Genomic DNA, 21,777 nt, shown 5'->3' on the forward strand with positions numbered 1-21,777 from the left:
TCAGGAAAGCGGACCTCGCCCCGGCGTCGTCCGCTTTTTTTACGCCCGGACCACGGAACCATGAAACTGACTTTGAAAAAACTGGCTGGCCTGTTGATGCTGGCCGTGAGCTGCGGCACGACGGCGCACGCCGCACCGTTGACGATCCTGGTGTCGATCGACGGCATGCGGCCCGACTATCTTGAGCGCGGCGTCACGCCCAACCTGAACCGGCTGGCGGCCGGCGGCGCGCGGGCGGTGGCGATGCGGCCCTCGTTCCCCTCGATCACCTTCCCCAACCACTACACGTTGGTGACCGGGCTGCGGCCCGACCATCACGGCATCGTCGACAACAATATGGACGACGCGGCGATCCCCGGCGTGCGCTTCAGTCTGGACAATGCCGCCGCCGTCACCGACCGCCGCTGGTGGGACCAGGCCGAGCCGATATGGGTGACGGCCGAGCTGCATGGCATCCGATCCGGCACCATGTTCTGGCCCGGTTCGGAGGCGGCGATCCACAGTGTGCGGCCGACGGTGGCGCCGCAGTTCGACGGCAAGCTGCCGGCGGCCGCGCGCACCGAGCGGCTGCTGTCATGGCTGGGACGTCCGGGCGTCGAACCGCTGGGCTTCGCCACCTTGTACTTTGACGATGTCGACCATGCCGGCCACACCTACGGCCCCGCCGCCGGGCAGACCACGGCCGCCGTGGCGCTGGTGGACCAGGCCGTCGGCCAGATGCTGGACGGGCTGGCCAAGCGCCACCTGGACGCCAACATCGTCATCGTTTCCGATCACGGCATGGCGCCGGTGAGCCTTGAACGCGTGGTGCGCATGGACCGGCTGCTACCGGAGGGCAGCTACCGCAAGGTGGTCAGCGGTCCGTACGCCGGCATGGAAGCGATGCCCGGCCGCGAGGAGCAGCTGGCCGCCGCGCTGCTCAAGCCGCAGGAGCACATGCAGTGCTGGCGCAAGGGCGAGCTGCCGGCGCGGCTGGCGTACGGACGCAACGCGCGCGTGCCGGCCTTCATCTGCCTGGCTGAAACCGGCTGGATGCTGACGTTCGCCGACATGGCGCGCATGAAGGGCGGCGCGCACGGCTACGACAACGCGGCGCCGGAGATGGCCGCCATCTTCATCGCGGCCGGCCCGGCCTTCAAGCCGGGCGTGGTGCTGCCAGCGTTCGACAACGTCGACGTCTACCCGCTGCTGATGCGCCTGCTGAACCTGGAGCCGCTGCCGTCCGACGGCGACCTCACGCCGCTGCTGCCGGCGCTGGCGCCATAGTGTAAGCTGTAGCCACACACCGACAGTGGGAGTGGCGATGAGTGCGAGTATTTCCGAGCAGGCTATCGTGTCCGCGTTGCGCCAGCAGCTGCCCGCGCTGCTGGCCGTTTACCTGTTCGGCAGCCGCGCAACGGGGCAGGCGGGGAGGGATAGTGATCTTGATCTGGCGGTGCTGGTCGAAGGCAAGCTTGAGCCGCTGGCGACATGGGAGTTGGCGCAGTCTCTGGCCGATATGGTCGGTTGCGACGTCGACCTGATCGATTTTCGTACCGCGTCCACGGTCATGCAATATCAAATCCTTACCACGGGTTCCCGTCTGTGGAGCAAGGACGTGCAGGCATCCCTGTATGAGTGCGCCATCCTGAGTCAAAAGACCGAACTCGATGCCGCCCGCGCTGGTCTGTTGGAAGACATTGAGCGCGAAGGACGGATATATGGCCGATGATGTCGTCCTGAACAAAGCAGCCACGATAGAGCGCTGCGTGGCCCGCGCTCGCGAGGAGTATCTGAAGAATCCTGCGACGTTCGCGACCGATCACACGCGGCAGGACGCTGCGATCCTGAATATTCAGCGGGCATGTGAAGCCGCGCTGGATATGGGCCAGCATTTGATACGCCGGGAGCGGCTGGGTATTCCTCAAAGCGCACGGGATGTATTCAGCTTATTGGCGGACGCCGCATGGATAGATGTGGGACTTGCGGACGTCATGAAGCGTATGGTTGGTTTTCGCAACGTCGCCGTGCATAACTATCAGGCACTTCAACTGTCGATCACAGTCGCCATCATCGAAACGCATCTCGACGATTTTCTTGAATTTAGCCGAAAAATCATTCTGCACGACGTTTAGGCAAAGTCACAAATCGCGCGCGGCTATGACAACGTGGCCACCGAGATGGCTGTCATCTTCATCGCCGCCGGCCCGGTTCTTAATGATTTTCTTTCGAACCAAGCTGTGAGGGATCGAGCCCGATTTTCCGGATGCTGCCATCCGATGCATACTCCAGAGGAGCGGTTGTGATCGAGCGACGAAATGAACTCCCGCCGGGCAGTAGGCTGTCGTGATAGAACACCAGACTTTTCCCATCGTGCTCGACGATCGAGTGGTGATTGGTCGAGATTTTCAGATAATCGATGATCACGCCCCGGTAGGTGAATGGTCCCAATGGCGACCCGCCAGTCGCATAGGCTATCTGTCCTGGCCACCCCGTTGAGAAACTGAAGTAATAAACGCCGGCGTGCTCGTGCAAAAACGGCGCTTCGCCGTATTGGCTACCTTCCGGCATATTCTGAATGACCACATTCTTGATCGCTCCATCGGTACTTGTCATATCCGATCCGAGTTTGACCACCTTGGGAACACGCGTGCCAAAGTACATGTACGCTTGTCCGGCATTGTCGACGAACACAGCAGGATCGATCGGTTCATCCCCGGCGTTTGAATCGCGTGCCTTGTCGACCAGCGGGGTCGTTCTCGCATCGCTGTATCCGCCATCAGGACGGTCTGAAACTGCCACACCGATCTTGTCCCCTCCAACCGGGGCATAAAAATAATACTTTCCATTGCGATGGGCTACTTCGGGAGCCCATGCCTTGGCATCCGGCCGGGCCCATTTGAACACCGTCACGGATAAAGGAACGCCGGCATCTGTCCAGCTCGAACTGTCCGGCGACGTGTACAAGCGCCAACTGGTCGAGTCCCAATATTTTCCGGAGTTGGACGCATCGTCCGTGGCGTACACGTAGAACTGGCCCCGGTCTTTATCGCTGAAAAAATGCGCGGACGGATCGGCGCTGAAGCGAGGCGATATAGGCTGTGCTGCGATCGCAACCGCCGGGATCGCACACATGAGCATCAAAATAGCGGAATACCTCATTCAATTCCTCCCCGGGACGTTAGGCGTCACGACGACAGTCACCACTGACATCGGGCGCGAATGGATGGTCAACCTGGCGCCGCATGACGCAGGTTTCGAAGTCGCGAGGCTGTCTTCTGCCTGCGTGATAAAAGTTTGGCATGTCAATTTGCCGCGTTTTGGATCGGGCAGCCGGATGTCCAGCATCCGCGAAACGATACCTGGATTGATTACCACTATGGCGACTTCATTCGTCTTCGGATTCTCAGCCACCAACGTATCCGGGTGATCAGATTTCAAGAACCGATATCCTGGCCTGATGAATTTGGTGAAGTTGGCAAACGCCCAGAATTTCTTCGTGATCTGATATTCCGGTCGCTCCAGATTTGAATAGTCAGCCTTGATCAATCCCCAGTTCGAGCTGTTCTTGGGATCGGAAGACCTGTTTTCTATCGCTTGCCATAGAACCCAGGCGCGGGGGCTCATACTGTTAATGTCGGTAATGATCTGCTGCGCCAGCGCGATGGCTGGACGCATGTCGTTGATGTCTTCACGTACATTGGCGGGCGATAAATCGGTTTCAGACATCCACAATCGTTTCCCGGAAGTTTCCGCGATATCCCTGACTCCACTTTTTCCTATCCATTCGTAGCTGTGGACGTTGATCTGTTGGATGACCGCTTTCGCCTCGGCGGACATGCCAGCCCAATCGACAAACAGCGTTTGAGGATTTGTTTCGTCCGGCCCGGAGATTTCTGTCCGCATTCCGTTTTCCCGCAACACCTGGGCCAGCGCAATGTACATGCGCGACTGCGCTTCCGGCGACCAGTGAGCGCCTTCCTGCGTGTTCGTGGAAAACCAATAGGGCGTATTGGGCTCGTTGATCGGAGACAGTGTTCTGAAATGAATACCATGCCGCCGCTCGAGTTCAGCGGTTACTCGCGCCAAGTACCTTGAAAATTGAGTTTCAAAACCTGGAGCAAGATTGTCCTCCAACGCATTGATGTGCCCCGAAACCCTGCCGCTGCGTGTCATGAAATATGGCGGAGAGTTTGAAAACGCCTCCAGAATCAAGTCCGGTGACGCTACGCGAGCTTTGATCGCATCAAGCCACCAGCGCTGCCCTGCATCGGCAGACCAGTCCCAGGCATCTTCGGAGTCCGGATTCCACCCATCTGTTCCGGTTCGCTCGCCCGGCTTGCGCCAGAATCCAGGAACGTCCGCACCGAGCCGCAAATACGAAGGTGTCTCGGGCGCATTGCCGCCGCCAATGTTGTATCGCGCGATATTGAGTGCAAGACCGTCCCGTCCATACAGCAAATCGGCCAACTGGGTGCGATGTGGCTCGGCGAATCTCCCGCTTACATGGGCAAACCAGGCCAGAGCGGTTCCCCATCCTTCGAACGGAAGACCCGGATGCCGCCAGTCGACGTTAACCACGGCGGATACCTTCACCAACTGTTCGTCCTTGTTTTCGGCATGCACACCGCTTCGAAGGAGACACAGTCCCATGAAAACCATACACGGTAACGATAGCGAACGGGACTTCATAAGCGAGTTTCCATTTCCGAGGTAAGCTTGTTTTCTTTTATGTAGGCGGCATGATCCGAAAGCCGCGAAACGATTTGTTTAAAGTTGCGCTCAAGTTTGCTGTACGCAGCTGCGAGCACCGCGTCATCTTGCAGGGCCATCGTCGGCATGTAGGTTCTTGGTCGAATTCCTTGCCCCAAAAGGACGGCATGCCATGACGTGCTTGGGAATAGTTCTTCGGCCGCCAGGTTCAGCTGTCCACGCTCGCGGAACAGCTCAATTCTTTCCCGCAGGCTGTCCGGTATCCGCATGGCTTTTACGTAGCGCCATAATTCCGAGTCTTCGCGTTCAGTGGCGTGGTAGTGCAAGATGAGGAAGTCCCTGACATCTTCGATTTCCCGCATGGCGTCTTTGTTGAAAGCCTGTGCACACAACGGAGAAAACCCCGCGTCCGGAAAATATCGAATGAGTCGCTGGATGCTGGATTGAATCAAATGAATGCTGGTGGACTCCAGCGGCTCGAGAAAGCCGCTGGCAAGTCCGATAGATACCACGTTCTTATGCCAAGGCGTTCTACGCCTTCCTGCCGTGAACTTGAGGCGATTGACGGGGGCCAGTGGCGTCCCCTCCAGCCCATCCAGCAGACACCGCTCTGCCGCTTCATCGGTGCCAAATTCGCTCGAATACACAACGCCGTTTCCAACGCGATGTTGCAAAGGTATCCGCCATTGCCAACCAAAAGGTCGGGCCGTGGAGATCGTATAGGGCGTCAGTGCCGACTTCAGTTCACAAGGCACCGCACACGCGCGATTCATCGGCAGCCAACGCGACCAGTCTTCATATTCGACACCCAACTCCTGTCCAATAAGCATTGCACGCATTCCGGAGCAGTCGATAAACAAGTCGCCGGAAAGCAGCTCGCCCGACTTGAGCTTCAGGCTGGTGACATGCCCATTTTCGGCGTCACGTTCCGCCGTCAGCATGTCGCCAATCTTGTGCGACACTCCGCGCTCCAGGCAGAGCCCCTTCAAATATTTCGCATAGCGGCCAGCGTCGAAGTGATAGGCGGACTGCAGATGCTGCAGCGGATCGCCCGGCTGTTCAGACGGGGGCGCAAATACATTGCTTCGCGCCGCCAAGGTACAGAGCGAGAATTCGGAAAAGTCGGGAACCTGCCCCTTGTCCTTCAAGCGCAGCCAGTATTGGAAGAAGTAGCCGATGTCGCGTTCCACCCCATACGAGCCGAACGGGTGGAAGTACTTTGAACCTTCCTTCAGCCAGCCGCGAAATTCGATGCCCAGTTTGAACGTCGCTCCGGTGGCGCGCATGAACTCGGCTTCATTAACGCCTATCATTTGATGGAACATGCGGATCGGCGGTATCGTCGCCTCTCCAACACCCACCGTGCCTATGGCGTCCGACTCGACCAGAACGATCTCGACGGCCCGGCCAAATGTGTGGGACAACGCGGCCGCTGTCATCCATCCGGCGGTACCACCGCCGAGTATCACAACCTTAGAAATCCATCTACCCTTGACCATCACACTCCTTCACGCGGAAAAACGCGCCGCGGAAAGGCGTGCGGCGCGTTGGTTCATGTCAGTCTTGCGTGGACGTTAGAAGCTTGCTTTCAGGGTCACGCTATACCGGCGGTCGTTGAGTTGCCACAGCAAGCCGCCCGAAGGACGCTCGACATACGTCTGGTACATCGAGTTTCTCAGATTGACGGCATCCGCTGAAAGCGTGAAGGTCTTGTTGATCTGATAGCTCACCGAGGCATCGAGCGACGAATAGGGCGTTGCATATTGGTTTGCACCGGAAACCCCACTGCCATTGATTTGGTCAAGGTAAGCGGAACGCCAGTTGTACGCAATCCGCGCTTGCACGGGGCCACGTTCATAGAGTGCGATCAGGTTGTAGCTGTTCTTGGACAACTTCGGCAAGGGAATGAGGACCCCAGGGGTGAGCTCAACTTTTGAATCGACATACGTGTAGTTGGCCTGTACGCCAAACCCTTTGAACGGATCTGGCAGGAAGTCAAAGAATTGCGTAAAGCCGGCTTCAAGGCCTTTTACCGAACCCTTACCCAGATTGATGTTGGTTCCGATATCGTAGATGACTCCACCGAAGTTCATCGGTTCGATGCCGCCGGCGAGGTAGCCCTTGATATCCTTCTTGAACGCACCCAGGAACGCCATGTTGGACGTGCCCCAATAGTCCTCCGCCGTCACATCGTACGAAGTCGCGGTCATCGGCTCCAGGAACGGATTACCGGAACTACCGGTAGGACGTCCGTTGGCGTTGAGCTGCGAGGGGATGTTCGGATTCAGCTGAACATGGGCGGCCATATCGCCAAAGTTTGGCCGCGTCATCGTCTTGCCATAGCCGAAGCGGATCTGCAAATCTTCGTTCAGATGCAGACGTGTGTTGAGGCTGGGGAGAATATTCGAGTAGCGATTATTCAGGGAGACCGCATGGGACCCGGTGCTGTCCTGGATAAAGCCTATCGATGTCTGATCGGTCCTCACAGCCCGGACACCGGCGGTGCCATCGAGTGCGTAACCGAATACCTCTGTGGCGAAGTCGCCCGTCAAGAACAGGGACTGCGTTTTTTCGTGTTGCTCATTGATGTCCCCAGGAGCAAACGATGTATCAAACGTATAGGAGTTTGGCTTGCCGGCGAATAATTGCGCGTAAGTCGCGACCGTTCGATCGAAAACGCTTGAGTTCGGATTGGCGTACTCGGGGAACACCGCAACAGGGAAACCAATACCCGGCTTCATGAAGTTGCTGGCGGGCCCGGCGTAGGCGAGATCCGGATGCTGCGCCACTGGAATCAGCGGGCATGCGCCCCAGCTGGGATTGGTGCCCGTATCGTTACAGGCGCCGGTGCTGTTCCAGTTGCCCCGCAAGATCACCTTGGTGTCCGCCAGGCGTACGCCGGCGTGCAGCTTGGTGAAGAAGTGATCGCCAATGTCGTAGTCGAAATCCTGGCTGAGAGCCGACATTTTCAGATTGTCGCGGTCCACCCCATTGGCAAGCCACTCGTAATTCCAATTCTTCGGATTGCCAAAATAGGCGTAGGGGTTGCTCGGGTTGGCGGGATCGACGATGGAGAATTTGGGAATCTTGCCGCGCACATCGAAGGCCAGATTGAGATTGGGAATATTGGCGACGCTTCTGCTTTCGTTATCGTAAAGCTTGATGGAGTCGCCATTGCGCTCAGTGTCATAGTGGGCGGTTTCATAGGCGAAATCAGTCTTCGACTTGAGCCTGTCAGAGATGCGCCACTTCAGGTTCACGGCGGATAAGTTCGTGCGATTGCGAACCTCCTGGTCGAACCGGGAGGACGAGAAGATTTGCGATCCCAACGTGCCGCTCGTGGCGCTGCCATCCGCTCCCCAAGTCCAGGTGGAACCCGTCGCTGCGCGTGGGTCGCTGTTCTTGTCGTCGCCGTAGATGTATTCTCCGCGACGGATAAATTTATAGTTCGAATAGAGATTTTGGGCCGTGAAAAGCATGTCGTCGTTCACCTGCCATTGGTAGGCGACCGACAGGCCCTCGCGCTTTCGGCTCCCCGAGTCCTGGTACATCTCAAAGGAAGTCGGCACATAGACTTCCGAGAGCGTCCCCTTGTTTGGCATCGAATTAAACGCCGCGGCCTTTGCCGCCGAGGGAGCTTTCGTCGGGTCGTTCGAGCATTTCCCAACCGTTGCGGTAAGACAGTGCTGCTGTTGCTGAAGAACGGCATCCTGGCGATAGTAGGTCTCGCTTCCCGTTGCATTCACCAGGATGCCCATGCGGCCAGCACCCGTATTGAATTGCCGGCTCAACAGGCCGGAAACCGACGGTGAAGACTTACGAATCCGGTCATAGTAATTCGACTTGAGTGTAATGACGTTGAGGTCTTCTTTCGAATCGAATGGCAGTCGCGTGCGAATGTTGACTACGCCGCCGACCCCGCCTTCGATCAGGTTGGACGCCGCGTTCTTATAGACGTCAACGCCGGCCATGAGTTCAGATGGCAGCCCTTCCAGGTCCGGTGCGCGGCCACCGTTGGCCGTAAAGAAGTCTCGTCCATCGATCAGGTTGCGCACTTGGGTAATGCCACGGATGGTGATCGCGGGTTCGGTGCGATGGTCGTAATCGGTGCCGCCCTCGCCATACCGGCGCTGGATCTGCACCCCGGCGACCCGCTGCAGCGACTCGACCGTATTCACGTCCGGCAGCTTGCCGATATCGGTTGCCTGGATCGAGTCGACGATCTGATTGGAGTCCTGCTTGAGATCGCGCGCCGACTTCAACGCCGCTCGCTGGCCGGTGACGACCACGGCGATCGGGGTGTCCGTGTCCTTGCCTGCAACGGCAGTGCTGGCCTCCTGCGCATAAGCGGCCATTGGCCCGGCCATTAAAAGTGCGCAAGCTTGGGCCACCATGGTTTTTCTAATCGTTTTTGTATTTCCGTGTCTCATCTAACTGTCCCCTTAATCGTTTTTTTGGGAAGTGCTCCTCCAATGCTGCCGGCCCGATATCTTCGGGTCCAACAGGTCTCCGACGCCCGTTTCAACGGGATCGCCATATTTCTTCTTCTCGCCTGCCTCCTCCAGACGATGAAGTAGTGCAATAAAGTCTATTACTGTCAACCATTAAACTGGTATAAGGTTTTTGACGCCAGCTATGGCGTTTTCGCATAGCGAAGGGTTTTAGCGGAATGGACGCATCCCTCCTGAAACGGGATCGGAACGATCCGCTTTGGAAAAAAACAGACGGAAAGTGATGTGATTTTCTCGGCGCGATTATCTGGCGACAGGAGGTGTGCCATGAAACGGAAACATTATTCGGTGGGACAGATCTGGGTTATGCGCCGGCTTTATGCGCCCTCGGCGGGTCCGGCTGACGCGGGTGGGCGCCGTCTTCACCGGTTTCATTTCGCCGGACGGCGTGAACTGGCGGGTGGTGGGCAGCGTCAGCCTCAACCTGCCGGCCGCGCTGTTCAGCGGGCTTGGGGGGCCTGTGGCACGACAACCGGCTGTTGAACAGCGCCACCTTCGATAACCTGTCGTTCGCCTGACCAGCGCTGTTGTCGCGCGCGCCTGTGGCAAGGCCAATCCCGCCACAGGTGCTTAGCCGAACGGCCTGGCATCGGGCTGGCGGCGCAGGGCTTCGAAGGCTTGCGGTTCCCACGGCTTGACCGCCATCAGCAGACTGGTGCCGAAGCGTTGGGCGTCGGGAGCGCTCTTGCTGTCCTCGTGTAGTTCGGCGAATTCACGCAGCAGGCGCTGCATGCGCTGTTGCAGGCGGGCGCTGGCTTCCGCGGTCAACATCGCGTGATGGAAGCGCAGCTGCTGGCCTGGCTGGTCGAAGCGGCCGTTGAGAAAATCGGATTGGATGCGGTCCTGGAAGAAGCGCTGGATCGGGCCGTCCGGCAGCCAGGCGAAGTCGCGCGCGATACGCAGCCTGACACGGTTTTCCGGCATCAGATGGATCAGTCCCAGGCGGTCCAACTGCGCCAGGTGGCTGACGCATTGCGCCTTGCTGATCCGGTAGGTCTCGACGATGCGCGCGGCGCTCCAGTGGTTCAGCACGCAGACGGCGGTCAGCAGGCGGCCGGGATCGGCCACCAATTCCTTTTCCTGCGCCGCGCTCAGGTTGTGCAGCGTGGACTGGCTCTGCGCGGCGGCCTGCACCAGCTCGGACAGTTCGATGTGCAGCAGGTCGCAGATCGCTTCCAATGTCCGCAGCGAGAAGCTCTGCAGCGAAAATTGGCGCTTGACGGTGGCCTCGCTCAGTTGCAGGTGGGTGGCGACGCGGGCGTAGGTGATGCCGTCCGCTTTCAGCAGCCGCTTCAGCGTGGCGATCAGGTGATGGGTCTGGGACATGGCGATTGGTATCGAAATTTGATACGCATGAGCTTAAATGACGTTCATTGAAACGGCAATGTGTTTATTTCAGCTACTTGCAGGCAGACTGCAGCCTTTCTCATCAAACAAGGAGAACGACATGCTGCCTGTGATACTGCTGGTGTTTGCCGGATGTTTTGTGCTGGAGCGGCTGCGGCCGGGATGGCGTTTGCCGAGCGTCAGGACCTGGCCGCTGCGCGTGCTGTTGGTGAATGCCGCGCAGCTTGGCATCGTGGTGCTGGCCGGATTCAGCTGGGAGCGCTGGCTGTCGGCGGCATCGCTCTTTCACCTGTCGTACTACCTGCATCCAGCTGCCGGCGGGCTGCTGGCCTATTTCGTCGCCACCTTCGTGTTTTACTGGTGGCATCGCTGGCGCCATGAGTCGGATTGGCTGTGGCGCATCTTCCACCAGATTCACCACAGCCCGCAGCGGATTGAAGTGATCACGTCGTTCTACAAGCATCCGGGCGAAATGCTGGTGAATTCGTTGTTGGGCAGTGTGTTGGTGTACACGCTGTTGGGGTTGTCGCCGGAAGCGGGCGCGGTCTACACTTTGTGCACCGCGCTGGGTGAGTTCTTTTATCACACCAGCGTGTGCACGCCGCGCTGGATCGGCTACGTCTTCCAGCGGCCCGAGATGCACCGCATTCACCATCAGTACGGGCGCCACCGCAATAACTACGGGGACATCGTCTGGTGGGACATGCTGTTCGGCACCTACGAAAACCCCGCACGCTTTGAGGCCACCTGCGGCTTCGATGCGGACAAGGAAGAGCGCCTGCTCGATATGCTCGTCTATCGTGATGTGCACGCCGATTAGCATCGCAAAATGGCGTCGCAATCTTCGATACGGATCGCGGCGAAAATCCCAGCTGGGCTGGCAGATGGTTCAAGACGCTGCGAATGAACATGTGGAGGACGCAAAGGAATTCATTCTGAACTTCGCGCCTCCACAAAGAACATAAAGTCTCTACTTGCGCTGGTCCGGCGGTGGCGGCGGCATGCCGCCTTCGGGTACGGCCACCACGCCTTCACGCATCTTCTTGCACACGCCCTTGACGTCCTCGCCGCGCCGGCCCTTGAAGGTGACCTTGACGCCCTCGGCCTTGCCCTTGCAGGCGTCGATCGCTTCCTGCGGCGGGCCGCGCTTGCCGTCGGGCGGCGGCGGTGGCTGGTTGGCGTTCTGCGCAGAGGCGCCCGCTGCGGCGCCGGCCAGCATGGCCAGCAGCAGGCTGCGTGGGAATATGCTCATCTTCATCTCCTATTTCTTCAGAATTTTTTCCACCGGCGACGGCCGCAGGCGGAAGGCATCCGGCATGCCGGAACCCAGCAACGGGCGCAGGTACAGCCTGAACGCGTCGGTCACGTCGGTGCCGCTGGCGCTGATGAACTCGTCCTCCATCACCCGCGTCTTGCCGGCCACGTCGGCCAGCGCCATCAGCTCGTAGTCGACCGAGTAAAAGCCGGTGCGCTTGATCGCCACCGAGCCGTCGCGCCCGCCCCACATGGCGAACTGTACCGCCTTTTCGCCGACCTCGCGAGCCTCCCGCTGGTCCACGTCCGACACGCAGCCGATGAAGGACCGCTGCAGATAGCCGAAGGTGTCGCCGCGCACGCGCTTGATGCCCAGCCTGGCCTTGATCTCGTCGCACAGCAGGTCGGCCAGCGCGCCCGTGCCCGACAGCTGCACGTTGCCGTGCGCGTCGCGCTCGACCTCCTTGGCCAGCAGGCTGGCGATCGGCTCGCCCGACGCGTCGTGGATGCCCTCGGACACGGCGATCACGCAGCGGCCGTAGCGCGCGTAGGTGGCCTTAACGTCGGCCAGGAACTGCTCCAGCGAGAACACGCGCTCGGGCAGGTAGATCAGGTGCGGGCCGTCGTCCGGGAACTTCTTGCCCAGCGCCGAGGCGGCCGTGAGGAAGCCGGCGTGGCGGCCCATCACCACGCCCACGTAGACGCCGGGCAGCGAGGCGTTGTCCAGGTTGGCGCCGGCGAACGCCTGCGCGACAAAGCGCGCCGCCGACGGGAAGCCCGGCGTGTGGTCGCTGCCGACCAGGTCGTTGTCGATGGTCTTGGGGATGTGGATGCTGCGCAGCGGATAGCCGGCCTGCTGCGCCTGCTCGCTGACGATGCGTACCGTGTCGGACGAGTCGTTGCCGCCGATGTAGTAGAACTGCTCGATCTCGTGCGCGCGCAGGACCTTGAAGATCTCGGTGCAATAGGCCAGGTCCGGCTTGTCGCGCGTCGAGCCCAGCGCCGACGACGGCGTGGCCGCCACCAGCTCCAGGTTGTGGCTGGTCTCGCGGGTCAGGTCGACCAGGTCCTCGTTGATGATGCCGCGCACGCCGTGCAGCGCGCCGTAGACGCGGTTGACGTCGCGGAAGCGGCGCGCCTCCAGCACCACCCCCGCCAGCGACTGGTTGATGACGGCGGTGGGACCGCCTCCCTGTGCGACCAGAATTTTTCCCGACGACATGCGCGCTCCTCCGTGTAGGTTGAACCGGTATGCTGCACCGAGACTATAGCGCGACTTTCAGCGCGCGCCGATATTCTTGTCGAGGAATTTCTCCACCCGGGTCCAGAAGTCGATGCGGTTCTTCGGCAGCGCCCAGCCGTGGCCTTCCTCTCCGTACTTGAGCCATTCGACGTTACGATTGCCGGCCTTGACGGCCTGATAGAATTTTTCGCCGTGCACCAGCGGCACGCGCAGGTCGGCGCCGCCGTAGGCCATCAGCAATGGCTGCTTGAGGCGCGCGGCCTGCAGCAGCGGCGACGTGGCGCGCAGCTGCTCGGCGTCCTTGACGGCGTCGCCGATCAGCTCGGGCATGCCGAAGCGCTTCCAGCTGGCCGGCAGGTCGGACTCGGAGAACCAGCCGCTGTCGTACAGCAGGTGGATGTCGGTCACACCCGCCCATTCGATGCCGCAGCGGTACAGGTCGGGATCGTTGATCAGGCCCATCAGCGTGGCATAGCCCCCATAGCTGGCGCCGGCGATGCAGATGCGCTGCGGGTCGGCGGTGCCTTGCGCGATGGCCCAGCGGGCGCCGTCGGCGATATCGTCCTGCATCTTCAGGCCCCACTGCTTCCAGCCGGCGCTGGCGTGGGCGGCGCCGTAGCCTGTGCTGCCGCGAAACTCCGGTTCCAGCACGGCGTAGCCGCGCGACGTCAGGAACTGGGTTTCCGCATTCCAGGACCAGTCGCCGCCGCGCACAAAGGGGCCGCCGTGCACCAGCACCACCATCGGCCGGTTCTTGTCGGGGGCGCCGGCCGGCAGCGACAACCATGCCGGGATGCGCAGGCCGTCGCGTGCCTTGTAGTACACCAGCTCCTTGCTGCCCATGCGCGCCGGATCGATGGCCGGCGCTTCGCTGCCGAGTTCGGCCAGGCGCCCGCTGGCCGTGTTGAACACCTGATAGGTGTGCGGTTGGCGCGCCGAGTAGGAGGTGACCAGCACCCACGGCGATGCCGGCCGCAGCGGCGGCGTGAGCAGGTTGACGGTGTGCGGCAGCAGCGCGTCTATCTTGTCCTGCAGGGCCTGCATGGCGGGGTCGAACCACACCGTGCCCCAGGCGTCGCTGTGCACGCGCGCTCCCAGCAGCTTGTTGTTGCTGACGATCAGGCTGCCCTCGAAGTCGAAGCCATCCAGGTCCACCAGCGGCTGGGTGTCCATTTTCTGGGTGGCCGGATCGTAGCGGTACAGCGCGCTCGTGTCGCGGCCTGCGTAGCTGACCACATACAGCTTGCCGTCCGGGCCGAAGGCCAGCGGCGAGAAATCGCCGGCCTGGGCGAGATAGCGGCCCTTCGTCGCCAGCTGGCGCCATTGCTGGCTGGCCGCATCCCTGTACCAGGTCGTGGTGTCGTTGTCGTTGTCGGCCAGGGTGTCGAGCAGGCGCGGCGCGCCGTTCTGGTCCAGCAGCCAGTCGCTGCCCTGTCCGGGATGGGGTACGGCTTGCGTCTTGCCGGTCACCGTATCGAGCTGCAGCAGGTCGATGTACTGCGGCTCGCCGGGGCGCCCCATGTTGACGTCGTAGACGTAGACCGAGTCGCTGTCCTGGGCGCCGTCCTGCGTCATCATGTAGGTGTGCCAGGGCAGCGGCTCGACCGCGAGATCGCCGTCCTCCAGCAGCGGCTGCGACCGGTTGGCGAGACGGCGGAAGCCCTTGCCGTCGCGGTTGACCGCGTACAGGCCGGGGGCATAGCGGCGGTCGCGCTCGCCCACGCTCTGGTCGGTGACGTTGTAGATCAGGCGTTCGTTGTTCACCCAGCGGAAGCGGCCGATGTCGGCGTCCTTGAACTGTGCGACCACCTTGGCCTGGCGGTCGTCGAGGGTGATCACCATGAGCCGGTCGCGCTTGCCTTCAGTGCTGCTCTTGACGGCCAGATATTTTCCGTCGGGCGACAGCTGCGGTGTGCCGAAGGCCGGGTTGGCAAAGAAGTGTTCGGCCGGCGGCATCGCCGCGGCGGCCAGGCTGCACGCGGCCAGAACCAGCGCGGCCGACAGGCGGAGCGGCGACTTCAATGCTGCGCTCCCGCGCCGATATTCTTGTCGAGGAATTTCTCCACCCGGGTCCAGAAGTCGAAGCGGGTCTTGGGCAGCGCCCAGCCGTGGCCCTCGTCCGGGTACTCGATCCACTCGACGTCGGGGTTGGTCTGCTTGACCGCCTTGTAGAACTTGGTCCCGTGCGGCAGCGGCACGCGCTGGTCGGCGCCGCCGTAGGCCAGCAGCAGCGGCTGCTTGATGCGCGCCGCCTGCAGCAGCGGCGACGTGGCCTTCAGCTGCTCGGCATCCTTGACCGGGTCGCCCACCAGTTCCGGGATGCCGTACTGCTTCCAGCCTTCCGAAAAGTCCGACACATAGGCCCAGTGGCCGTCGTGCATCAGGTTGATGTCGGTGACGCCGGCCCAGTCGATGCCGCACCGGTACAGGTCGTGATCGTTGATCAGGCCCATCAGCGTGGCGTAGCCGCCGTAGCTGGCGCCGGCGATGCAGATGCGCTTGGCGTCGGCCGTGCCCCGGGCGATGGCCCAGCGCGCGCCGTCGGCGAGATCGTCCTGCATCTTCAAGCCCCATTGCTTCCAGCCGGCGCGGTAGTGGCGCACGCCGAAGCCGGTGCTGCCGCGGTATTCGGGCTCCAGCACCGCGTAGCCGCGCGAGGCCAGGAACTGCGCCTCCGGTTCCCACTCCAGGTCGCCGCCGCGGACATACGGGCCGCCGTGCACCAGCACCACCATCGGCAGGTTCTTGCCGCCGCCCTGCGGCACGGTCAGCCAGGCCGGGATGTCGAGGCCGTCGCGCGCCTTGTAGTGCACCATGACCTTGTGCGCCATCTGCATCGGATTGATGGACGGATAGCTGGCGCCGACGGCGTTGAGCTGCTGGGTGTCGCGGTTGTACAGGAAGCTGCGCGACGGCCACACGTCGCTGAACGCGCGCACCAGCACCCACGGCGCCTGCGGCTGGGTCGGCGGCGTCAGCAGGTTGATGGTGTTGGGCAGCAGGGTGTCGACCTTGTCCTGCATCGCCTTCATGGCCGGGTCGAACCAGACCGTGCCGGCGGCGTCGGTCTGGTAGCGCACGCCGAGGATCTTGTTGCGCTCCATGATCAGGCGGCCGCGGAAGTCGTAGCCGTCCAGCTTGACGATGGGCTTCTCGGAGATGGTGTTGGTGGCCAGGTCGTAGCTGTGGACCGCCATGAGGTCGCTGTGCTGGTTCATGATCACGTACAGCGTGCCGTCCGGCCCGAACGCCAGCGGCGTGAAGGCGTTCTTGCCGCCGGTGTAGCTGTCGAAGGCGGTCAGCTTGCGCCATTCGTTGGTGGCCGGTTCGCGGTACCAGACCTCGCTGGTGCGGTCCTTCTCGGTTTCCGTCAGGCGCGGCTCGCCCTTGCTGTCGAGCAGCCAGCTCATGCTGTCGCCGGGACGGGGGATGGTGGCCGCCACGCGCCCGGTCAGGGTGTTGATGCGCTGCAGGTCGACACGGTCCACCTGGCCGGGGCCGCTGATGCTCATGTTGAGCACGTACATGTATTCCGAGTCCTGTGCGCCGGGCTGGTCCAGCATATAGGTGTGCCACGGCAGCAGCTCGCGCGTCAGCAAGCCGCCCGAGCCGCCGGTGATGAAGGGCTGGCCGTTGCGCTTGGCCAGCTGGCGGAAATTGCTGCCGTCGCGGTTGATCGCGTACAGGCCGGGCGCGTAGAGCTGGTCGCCCTGGGCCAGCTGGTGGTCGGCGGCGGTGAAGGCCAGGCGCTCGTCGTTGATCCACTGGAAGCGGCCGATGTCGGCGTCGCTGAAGTTGCCCACCACCTTGACCGTATTGGCCGCCAGTTCCACCACGGCCAGGCGGTCGCGCTTGTCCTTGGAGCCGACCTTGACGGCCAGGAATTTGCCGCTGGGCGAGAGCTGCGCCTCGTTGAATTCCGGATTGCCGAAGAAGTCTTCGACCGATGGGCGGGGCGGCGGCGCGTCGGCGGCCAGGACGGGGTGGAAAGCCTGGCTGGCGGCGAAGGCCAGCAACAGGAGAGGGCGCAGGTTCATAGGCGGATTTGAAATGGACGGTGCCGGCACAATAGCACCAAGTTATCAAATCCGCCACAGCGGCCGTGTATTTTACAGTTCCGGCGCCCGGATGTAGTCGACCAGCGCGCCGGTCTGGGGCGCCGGCGGCGGCGTCAGCAGGCTGACCGCGACCATCGTCAGCAGGCCGGCCGGCACGCCGAAGATGCCGGCCGAGATCGGCGCGATGTGGAACCATTGCCCGGCCACGCTGCCGCCCAGCGTCGGATTGGCGTGCAACATGTAGTACAGGCAGACCGCGAAGCCGGTCGTCATGCCGGCCAGCGCGCCCTGGTAGTTGGCGCGCTTCCAGAACACGGCCAGCACCAGCGCCGGGAACAGCGCCGACGCCGCCAGCGAGAACGCCGCGCCCACCAGCGACAGGATGTCGCCCGGCTTCTGCGAGGCGGCGTAGGCGGCGATGAAGGCCACGCCCAGCAGCAGCAGCTTGGAGATGGTCACCCGCTTCTGGGTCGAGGCGCCGCGGTCGACGATCTTGTAGTAGACGTCGTGCGACAGCGCGTTGGAGATGGCCAGCAGCAAACCGTCGGCGGTCGACAGCGCGGCGGCCAGGCCGCCCGCCGCCACCAGGCCGGACACCACGTAGGGCAGGCCGGCGATCTCCGGCGTGGCCAGCACCAGCACGTCGGCGTCGATGGTGATCTCGGCCAGCTGCACCACGCCGTCGTGGTTGATGTCGCTGATGCTGAACAGCGGATTGGCCTTGTCCACGTTGGCCCAGTACGACACCCAGTTGGGCAGGTGCGCGTAGTCGCTGCCGACCAGCGCGCTGTAGATGTCGTACTTGACCAGCACCGCCAGCGCCGGGATGGTCAGGTAGATCAGCAGGATGAAGAACAGCGTCCAGAACACCGACACGCGCGTCTCGTGCACCGACGGCGTGGTGTAGGCGCGCATCAGGATGTGCGGCAGCGCGGCCGTGCCCAGCATCAGGCAGAACACCAGCGCCAGGAAGTTGTTGCGCTTGATGTCCGAGGTCTCGGCGTCGCCGGGGTAGGGCGTGGCGTGCGGCGTGATCGGCTCGGCGCGCGCCAGGTTCTGGTCGCGCGCCTCGCTCCAGCTGCGCGCGGCCTCGTCGGCGTTTTTCGGATAGGCGATCAGCGCCCGCTCGGCGTTGCGGATCTCCAGCAGCGAGGCGTTGCGCAGCTTGACGCGGTCGAGCTTGCGCTGCAGCTCGATGCGGCCCGCCTCCCACGAGGCCGGCAGCGGGCGCAGGCGGGCGTCGAGCTCGCCTGCGCGCTGGCGGAAGATGGCGCGCACCTCGGCCTCCTTCGGATCGTTCTGCAGCACGTACTCGCGCGCGCTCAGCTTGGGCAGCAGCTTGCCGTAGGCCAGTTGCGGGATGGGGTTGTCGGTGTGCTTGCCGGACAGCCAGACCGCCGGCATCAGGAAGGCCACCAGGATGATGATGTACTGCGCCACCTGGGTCCAGGTGATGGCGCGCATGCCGCCGAGGAAGGAGCACACCAGGATGCTGGCCAGGCCGAGGAAGATGCCGACCGAGAAATCGACGCCGGTGAAGCGCGAGGCGATCAGCCCGACCGCGTAGATCTGCGCCACCACGTAGGTGAAGGAGACGATGATGGTGGCCGCCACCGCCAGCAGGCGCACCGCGCGCCCGCCGCGGCCGTCGCCGTCGCCGCCGCCGTAGCGCGCGGCCAGGAAGTCGGGGATGGTGTACTGGCTGAACTTGCGCAGGTAGGGCGCGATCAGCAGCGCCACCAGGCAGTAGCCGCCGGTCCAGCCCATGATGTAGGCCAGGCCGTCGAAGCCGTGCAGGTACAGGCCGCCGGCCAGGCTGATGAAGCTGGCGGCGGAGATCCAGTCGGCGGCGGTGGCCATGCCGTTGAACATGGCCGGCACGCGGCGTCCGGCGACGTAGTATTCGAGCACGTTGGAGGTGCGGCTGAGCACGCCGATCGACGCGTACAGCACGATGGTGGCGAACATGAACAGGTAGCCGATCCAGGTGCGCGACATGCCCTCCTGCTCCAGCACCGACAGCGCCACCAGGAAGCAGGCGAAGCCGCCGGTGAACAGCAGGTAGTAGCTGCGCAGGCGCTGGAAGAAGGTGCGGGAGCTTTTCACGCGCGCGGCTCCGTTGCGGCCGCCGCCGCGCGGTCCAGCTTGCGCATGCGCCAGGCGTACACGGCCAGGATGGTCAGGTAGACCAGCGACGCGCCCTGCGCCGCCAGGTAGAACGACAGCGGCCAGCCGAACACGCTCAGCCCGGCCAGCTCGCGGGCGAAGAAGGCGGCGCAGAAGCCGGTCGCCAGCCAGGCCAGCAGCAGGATCGCGGTCAGGCGGCGCGTGCGCTCCCAGTGCCGGGCGCGGATCTGGGTCTTATCCATAGTACGGCGGCTCGCTTTCCGGTTCCTGCGGACGCGGCGGCAACGGGAAGGTCAGCCGGAACAGGGCGCCCGGCAGCTTCGATTGCTGCGCGCGCGGGTTGTTGTAGATGTCGACCTCGGCGCCGTGCTGCTGGGCGATCTCGCGCACGATGGCCAGGCCCAGGCCGCTGCCCTCGGCCTTGTTGCCGAGGATGCGGTAGAAGCGTTCGAACACCCGCCCGCGCTCGGCCTGGGCGATGCCGGGGCCGGTGTCTTCGACCTCCAGGAAGCCGTGCTCGGTGTCGCCGCGCACGCGCACGGTGACGCTGCCGCCGGCCGGCGTGTAGCGCAGCGCGTTGTCGATCAGGTTGGACAGCAGCTCGCGCAGCATGGTCGGGTTGCCGACGATGTGCACCGGCTCGGCCGGCGCCTCGTAGCCCAGGTCGATGCGCTGCGCGAACGAGGCCGGCACCCAGTCCTGCACCGCGCTGCGCGCCAGCTCGGACAATTCCAGCGGCAGCATGGCGGTACCGGCCTGCGGCTGGTTCTCGGCGCGGGCCAGGGCCAGCAGCTGGTTGACCAGGCGGGTGGCGGCCTCCGAGCTCTTGGCCAGCTGCTCCAGCGAGCGGTGGATCTCGCCGCTGTCGGTCTGGCGCAGCGCCAGCTCGGACTGCATGCGCATGCCCGCCAGCGGCGTGCGCATCTGGTGCGCGGCGTCGGCGATGAAGCGCTTCTGCATCTCGATTGACAGCGACAGCCGCGCCAGCATGTCGTTGAGCGAATTGACCAGCGGCGAGATCTCCTCCGGCACCTGGTTGGAGGCGATGGGGCTGAGGTCATCCGAGCTGCGCGCGCGGATGCGCTCCTGCAGCTGTGCCAGCGGCGACAGCCCGCGCGCCAGCGCGAACCACACCAGGGCCAGCACGATGGGCAGGATGATGAACTGCGGCAGGATCACGCCCTTGATGATGGCGTTGGCCAGCTGGCCGCGCTTCTCCAGCGTCTCGGCCACCTGCACCAGCGCCAGCTGCGGGTCGTCGACGGCGTCGCGCTCGAGCCGCACGTAGGCGTAGGCCACGCGCACCGGCGTGCCGTGCATGGTGTCGTTGCGGAAGCGCACGCTGCTGCGCGGCTTGTCGTCCTCGTCGATGACCGGCGGCGGCAGGTCGCGGTCGCCGTCCACGTGTTCGCCGTGCGGGCCCTGGATCTGGAAGTAGACGCTGTCGACGTCGTCGGCGCGCAGGATGTCGCGCGCCGGGCCGGACAGGCCCTTGATGACCTTGCCGTCCACCGCGCGCACCTGCTGCGCCAGCACGGTCACGCTGTCCTCCAGCGCGTGGTCGAACGGCTGGTTGGCGATGGACTTGGCCACCAGGTAGGTGATCGCGATGCTCATCGGCCACAGCAACAGCAGCGGCGCCAGCATCCAGTCCAGGATCTCGCCGAACAGCGAGTGCTGGATGTCGTCCGTCTCGGCCGCCGGCGGCTGGTACTCCAGATCCTGCTGCGGTGGCGAGGCCGGCGGCGTCACTTGGCGGCGTCCGAGAATTTCTCCAGGCAGTAGCCCAGTCCGCGCACGGTGGCGATGCGGATGCCGCCCACCTCGATCTTCTTGCGCAGCCGGTGCACATAGACCTCGATGGCGTTGTTGCTGACCTCCTCGCCCCATTCGCACAGGTGGTCGACCAGCTGTTCCTTGGACACCAGGCGGCCGCTGCGCGCCAGCAGGATTTCCAGCAGGCCCAGCTCACGCGCCGACAGGTCCAGCATCTGGTCGTTGATGTAGGCGCTGCGGCCGACCTGGTCGTAGCTCAGCGGCCCGTGCCTGACCACGGTGGCGCCGCCGCCGGCGCCGCGCCGGGTCAGCGCGCGCACCCGCGCCTCCAGCTCGGACAGCGCGAAGGGCTTGGCCATGTAGTCGTCGGCGCCCAGGTCGAGGCCGTTGACGCGCTGCTCGATCGAATCGGCCGCCGTCAGGATCAGCACCGGCAGCAGCGAGGCGCGCGCGCGCAGGCGGCGCAGCACCTCCAGCCCGGACAGCTTGGGCAGGCCCAGGTCGAGGATCAGCAGGTCGAATTCCTGGGTCGACAGGGCGGTGTCGGCCTCCTGGCCGTTGCCGACGCAATCGATGGCGTAGCCGGACTGGCGTAGCGAGCGGGTCAGGCCGTCGGCCAGTACGCTGTCATCCTCGGCAAGTAAAATACGCATGTGAAGCACTCCGGCTGCAGAAGCTTGTATTGTGTTGCATTTCGCGCAGGGTGGCGAGTTTTTGTGCTATCTCAAAATTGTTTAAAAATCGTGCTTGCATTAAGCACTGTTTTTTT

Annotated in this window: 17 protein-coding genes; 4 read left to right on the forward strand and 13 right to left on the reverse strand. The window is 63.1% G+C overall.

Features of this window, described 5'->3' with window-relative positions:
• Positions 1–60 precede the first annotated feature (60 nt).
• Genes HUX88_RS00675 through HUX88_RS00685 form a run of 3 tightly spaced genes read left to right on the forward strand, consistent with a single transcriptional unit; the run spans position 61 to position 2,114 of the window.
• Positions 61–1,266, forward strand: a complete 1,206-nt coding sequence (locus tag HUX88_RS00675; RefSeq protein WP_117014015.1) for an ectonucleotide pyrophosphatase/phosphodiesterase — start codon at positions 61–63, stop codon at positions 1,264–1,266.
• 37 nt (positions 1,267–1,303) lie between these two features.
• A complete protein-coding gene (locus HUX88_RS00680; protein WP_199538776.1) occupies positions 1,304–1,711 on the forward strand; it encodes a nucleotidyltransferase domain-containing protein in 408 nt (135 codons plus the stop codon).
• Positions 1,701–2,114 (forward strand): DUF86 domain-containing protein, encoded by a 414-nt coding sequence (locus tag HUX88_RS00685; RefSeq protein WP_176360487.1) that lies wholly within the window; start codon positions 1,701–1,703, stop codon positions 2,112–2,114. The genes HUX88_RS00680 and HUX88_RS00685 overlap by 11 nt, the downstream gene beginning before the upstream one ends.
• 79 nt (positions 2,115–2,193) lie before the next feature.
• Here the strand turns inward: HUX88_RS00685 and HUX88_RS00690 are convergent, their stop codons facing one another.
• The 5 genes from HUX88_RS00690 to HUX88_RS00710 form a co-directional block, all read right to left on the reverse strand.
• Positions 2,194–3,141, reverse strand: coding sequence for a family 43 glycosylhydrolase (locus HUX88_RS00690; RefSeq protein ID WP_176360488.1), 948 nt, complete (start codon positions 3,139–3,141; stop codon positions 2,194–2,196).
• Complete coding sequence (locus tag HUX88_RS00695; RefSeq protein ID WP_217916183.1) at positions 3,142–4,605, reverse strand: glycoside hydrolase; 1,464 nt, start codon at positions 4,603–4,605, stop codon at positions 3,142–3,144.
• A gap of 62 nt (positions 4,606–4,667) precedes the next feature.
• Positions 4,668–6,191, reverse strand: a complete 1,524-nt coding sequence (locus HUX88_RS00700) for a tryptophan halogenase family protein (RefSeq protein WP_117014012.1) — start codon at positions 6,189–6,191, stop codon at positions 4,668–4,670.
• Positions 6,192–6,266: 75 nt separating this feature from the next.
• Positions 6,267–9,086 carry a TonB-dependent receptor gene (locus tag HUX88_RS00705; protein ID WP_176360489.1) on the reverse strand — a complete coding sequence of 940 codons (2,820 nt, stop codon included), beginning with the start codon at positions 9,084–9,086 and terminating at the stop codon, positions 6,267–6,269.
• 687 nt (positions 9,087–9,773) lie between these two features.
• Positions 9,774–10,529, reverse strand: coding sequence for a helix-turn-helix transcriptional regulator (locus HUX88_RS00710; protein WP_176360490.1), 756 nt, complete (start codon positions 10,527–10,529; stop codon positions 9,774–9,776).
• Between the two features lie 37 nt (positions 10,530–10,566).
• Between HUX88_RS00710 and HUX88_RS00715 the strand changes: the two genes are divergently transcribed.
• A complete protein-coding gene (locus HUX88_RS00715) occupies positions 10,567–11,370 on the forward strand; it encodes a sterol desaturase family protein (RefSeq protein WP_229219137.1) in 804 nt (267 codons plus the stop codon).
• A gap of 150 nt (positions 11,371–11,520) precedes the next feature.
• Here HUX88_RS00715 and HUX88_RS00720 read toward each other — a convergent pair whose 3' ends face one another.
• From HUX88_RS00720 to HUX88_RS00755, 8 genes are all read right to left on the reverse strand, one after another.
• Complete coding sequence (locus HUX88_RS00720; RefSeq protein WP_176360491.1) at positions 11,521–11,802, reverse strand: hypothetical protein; 282 nt, start codon at positions 11,800–11,802, stop codon at positions 11,521–11,523.
• Positions 11,803–11,811: 9 nt separating this feature from the next.
• Positions 11,812–13,026: a 6-phosphofructokinase gene (locus tag HUX88_RS00725; RefSeq protein WP_176360492.1), complete on the reverse strand. Its 1,215-nt coding sequence runs from the start codon at positions 13,024–13,026 to the stop codon at positions 11,812–11,814.
• A 57-nt stretch (positions 13,027–13,083) separates the two neighbouring features.
• Positions 13,084–15,069: an alpha/beta fold hydrolase gene (locus tag HUX88_RS00730; RefSeq protein WP_229219138.1), complete on the reverse strand. Its 1,986-nt coding sequence runs from the start codon at positions 15,067–15,069 to the stop codon at positions 13,084–13,086.
• Positions 15,066–17,084 carry a S9 family peptidase gene (locus HUX88_RS00735; RefSeq protein WP_176360493.1) on the reverse strand — a complete coding sequence of 673 codons (2,019 nt, stop codon included), beginning with the start codon at positions 17,082–17,084 and terminating at the stop codon, positions 15,066–15,068. Before HUX88_RS00735 ends, HUX88_RS00730 begins: the two co-directional genes overlap by 4 nt.
• A gap of 72 nt (positions 17,085–17,156) precedes the next feature.
• Positions 17,157–19,211 carry a sodium:solute symporter family protein gene (locus HUX88_RS00740; protein ID WP_176360494.1) on the reverse strand — a complete coding sequence of 685 codons (2,055 nt, stop codon included), beginning with the start codon at positions 19,209–19,211 and terminating at the stop codon, positions 17,157–17,159.
• Positions 19,208–19,474 carry a DUF4212 domain-containing protein gene (locus tag HUX88_RS00745; protein WP_176360495.1) on the reverse strand — a complete coding sequence of 89 codons (267 nt, stop codon included), beginning with the start codon at positions 19,472–19,474 and terminating at the stop codon, positions 19,208–19,210. Before HUX88_RS00745 ends, HUX88_RS00740 begins: the two co-directional genes overlap by 4 nt.
• On the reverse strand, positions 19,467–20,984 hold the full coding sequence (locus tag HUX88_RS00750) for a sensor histidine kinase (protein WP_176360496.1): 1,518 nt from the start codon (positions 20,982–20,984) through the stop codon (positions 19,467–19,469). Before HUX88_RS00750 ends, HUX88_RS00745 begins: the two co-directional genes overlap by 8 nt.
• On the reverse strand, positions 20,981–21,661 hold the full coding sequence (locus HUX88_RS00755) for a response regulator transcription factor (protein ID WP_176360497.1): 681 nt from the start codon (positions 21,659–21,661) through the stop codon (positions 20,981–20,983). The genes HUX88_RS00750 and HUX88_RS00755 overlap by 4 nt, the downstream gene beginning before the upstream one ends.
• Positions 21,662–21,777: the final 116 nt, after the last annotated feature.

The organism is Duganella sp. BJB1802 (assembly GCF_013369445.1).
Lineage (GTDB): Bacteria > Pseudomonadota > Gammaproteobacteria > Burkholderiales > Burkholderiaceae_D > Rugamonas > Rugamonas vulcania_A.